The organism is Dietzia sp. CW19 (genome assembly GCF_014145265.1).
In the GTDB taxonomy this organism is placed as follows: Bacteria; Actinomycetota; Actinomycetes; order Mycobacteriales; family Mycobacteriaceae; genus Dietzia; species Dietzia natronolimnaea.
The window spans coordinates 1-2,956 of sequence record NZ_JAALEE010000259.1 but is presented as its reverse complement, the minus strand read 5'-3'; the positions used below and the strand labels follow the sequence as shown (position 1 = coordinate 2,956).

Sequence of the window (2,956 nt, the reverse complement as noted above, 5' to 3'; positions counted from 1 at the left end):
GCAGGCCCGCACCGCGAGCTCGGCGGTGAGCATCACGATGAGCTGCCGGACCCGGTGCCCGGCGAGCTCCCTGCCGCAGCGGGCGGTCGCGGCCGACACCAGCATCTCGAGCTGGTCCTGGAGGGCGGTGTCGGCGACCGGGCCGCCGGTGACCGTCCGGCCGACCTCGGCGAGTGCACCGACCTGGGCGATCACCCGGAGGGTGCAGCGGCCCTCGTCGTCGTCCAACAGGTCGGCCAACGGGGACACCACCGCCCGGACGATCTCCGCGAGTTCGGGGGTCGACGACGCCCACCGCTGCAGATCGGCCCGACGCTCGTCCTCCATGCGCAGGACCCCGCGGAGCAGCACGTCCTCCAACAGGCCCAGGCGGCCCCCGAAGTGGTAGTTGATCGCCGAGTCATTGCCCTGGCCGGCGTCGCCGACGATGTCGCGGACCTTCGCCGTCCGCCAGCCGTCGGAGGCGAAGCGCCGCAGTCCGGCCTGGTAGAGGGCCTCCCGGGTGGCGGTCGATCGGGGCTGGCGTGAGATCGCGGTGGAGCGGGGCACCCGCCCGAGTGTAGATCGCCCCTTCCCAATGTCTAACAGCACGTGTTAAATGTGGCCATGACCCGCCCAGTTCTTCCCACCCGCGAGCCGGCCCCGACCGAGCCTGCCCCGACCGAGCCAGCCCCGACCACCACGGGCCCCGCCTTCGACCCGTTCGACCCCGCGCACCTGGCCGATCCCTATCCCGGCTACCGGCGGTTGCGCGAGACGGACCCGGTCCACCTCCACCGCGGGGACGGCACCGCGGGACGCCCGGACTTCTGGGCGCTGTCCCGCTACGCCGATGTCGACGCGGCCGTCTGCGACCCGGGGGCGTTCTCCTCCGCCAGCGGTCTGACCTTCTACCGCGACGAGATCGAGAAGCTGGGGCTGGCGCCGACCATCGTCATGATGGACCCGCCGGAGCACACCGGGAAGCGGCGGCTGCTGGCCAAGGCGTTCTCCCCGAAGCGGGTCGCGGAGACCGAGCCGCAGATCCGCGACTTCGTCCGAGGGCGCCTGGCGGAGATGGCCGAGAGGGACGACGACGACGAGGTGGTCGACCTGCACCGGGACTTCAGCTCGCAAATCCCCACTTTCGTGCTGGCCCAGCTGTTCGACCTGCCGGCAGCGGACCGCCCCCGGTTCGGCCCGTGGGTCAGCGCGCTGACGACCCTGCAGGAGGAGGGGTTCCGTCCGGCGGGCCTCGAGGGCGGTGCGGCGGCGGCGGTGGCGGAGATGTTCGCCTACTTCGGGGAGCTCATCGCCGAGCGGCGCACGAGCCCGGGAGAAGACCTCGTCTCCGCCCTGACGCAGGCCGAGATCGACGGCGAGAGGCTGGACGACTGGGACATCCTGGGGTTCTGCTTCGTGATCGTGGCGGGCGGCAACGACACCACCGGCAATCTCATCTCGCACACCGTCGCGCTGCTCGACGAGCACCCGCCGCAGCGGGAGCTGCTCGTGGCGGACCCGGGACTGATCCCCGGCGCGCTCTCGGAGTGCCTGCGCTTCGAGTCCAGCGTGCAGGCGCTCGCGCGGACGACCATCCGTGAGGTGACGGTGGGCGGGGTGACGATCCCGGCGGGGGAGAAGGTGATGATGCTCTACGGCTCGGCCAACCGCGACGAGCGCGAGTTCGGTCCCACCGCCGAGGAACTCGACATCACCCGGGAGATCACCGGGCACCTGGGGTTCGCCCGCGGTCCGCACTTCTGCATCGGCTCGCACTTCGCGCGACTGCAGGCGCGGATCGCCCTGGAGGAGCTCTATGCCGCGCACCCGACCATCGGGGTCGACAGGGGCGCGGCCGTCCGGGCGCTCTCGCCGTTCACCCGAGGGTTCCACTCGCTGCCCGCGACAGGGTTCGCCGCGCCGCGGCCCTGACCCTCTCGCTCGGACCCGCGACCCTGCCCCTAATCCCTTCCTTCAGTGGGGTAGTGGTCCTCGAGTCGGCGTGAGCGGGGGCGCCGGGTGTCCGAATAGCGGTCGACGGTGATCGCCGCCGCGTTGTACGCGCGCATGTGCTCCGGGCCCGATCTGGCGGTGGACACGAGCGGAGCCTGCCTGATCGCCGCGATGTCATCCCACGGGATGTGTGAGGCCTCCTCGCCCGCGCCCAGGACGAGCGCTTCGGTTCGCAGTTCGATCCTTCGCCGCCACGGCCGCTGCACCAGCAGATACGTCAGCCCGAAGGCGCAGACCGCGGGGATCACCACCACGTCCGGGGCCGAGAAGGATCTCCTGTTCATCGTGGGCATCCTCACCGGCGGCGGGGCGGCCCTGAGCAGCGCCTCGGCGAACGGGGGCGCGGAGTGGGACAGCTCGCTGGTGGGCCTGCTCGTGCTGATCGCCGCGATCGGGTTGCTGTTCACCGGCCGCTACCTGCCCGGGCTCTTCGACCTGATCGTGGGACTGAACCGCTGGGTGTACCGGGTGGGCTCATACGTCCTGCTCCTGCGCGACGAGTACCCACCGTTCCACCTGGACCAGGGGCCGGAGAAGCCTGTCGGTCACGCCTCAACGGAGCCCGGCGTCTAGCCAGCCATCAGGCCGGCCGCCTAGACTGTTCCGTCCCCACTGTCGGTGTGGCCGGTCACCATACGGGCGAGGAGATCGGCGAGCCGCTCGTCGATCTCCTCGCGCTGGTCGGCCGGGATGTCGAGGGTGTCCAGAAGTGCGCCCCGCAGCACCGGCCAGGCGTAGACGGCGGTGAAGACCAGGAGCAGCTCGACGTCCCCGGCCGGCGGGGGAGAGGTCATGCGCCTCAGGGCGGCGGCCGGTCGTTCGGCCGGGTCGACCATCGGTGGGAACGCCGCCTCGCCGTCCAGGGCCAACCAGGCCAGGAGGCGGCTGATCTCCGGGTGTGCGGTGGCGCCGAGCAGCATCCCGCGCACGGCCTCGCCCGCGTCGTCGAGGTGCTCGAGCC

The 2,956-nt window shown here is 71.7% G+C and carries 3 protein-coding genes and 2 pseudogenes; 2 read left to right on the top strand and 3 right to left on the bottom strand.

Annotation, left to right across the window (positions count from 1 at the left end):
* Positions 1 to 549: pseudogene (locus G6021_RS08410) on the bottom strand (hypothetical protein); the annotation flags it as partial.
* Between the two features lie 57 nt (positions 550 to 606).
* Between G6021_RS08410 and G6021_RS08405 the strand changes: the two are divergent.
* A complete protein-coding gene (locus tag G6021_RS08405; protein WP_182641054.1) occupies positions 607 to 1,914 on the top strand; it encodes a cytochrome P450 in 1,308 nt (435 codons plus the stop codon).
* A gap of 29 nt (positions 1,915 to 1,943) precedes the next feature.
* On the opposite strand, the gene G6021_RS17265 is transcribed toward G6021_RS08405, so the two are convergent.
* Positions 1,944 to 2,279 carry a hypothetical protein gene (locus G6021_RS17265; RefSeq protein ID WP_241736476.1) on the bottom strand — a complete coding sequence of 112 codons (336 nt, stop codon included), beginning with the start codon at positions 2,277 to 2,279 and terminating at the stop codon, positions 1,944 to 1,946.
* Between the two features lies 1 nt (position 2,280).
* Between G6021_RS17265 and G6021_RS17260 the strand changes: the two genes are divergently transcribed.
* A complete protein-coding gene (locus tag G6021_RS17260) occupies positions 2,281 to 2,568 on the top strand; it encodes a DUF4389 domain-containing protein (protein ID WP_347238935.1) in 288 nt (95 codons plus the stop codon).
* A 20-nt stretch (positions 2,569 to 2,588) separates the two neighbouring features.
* Here the strand turns inward: G6021_RS17260 and G6021_RS08395 are convergent.
* Positions 2,589 to 2,956, bottom strand: a pseudogene (locus G6021_RS08395) (TetR/AcrR family transcriptional regulator); the annotation flags it as partial.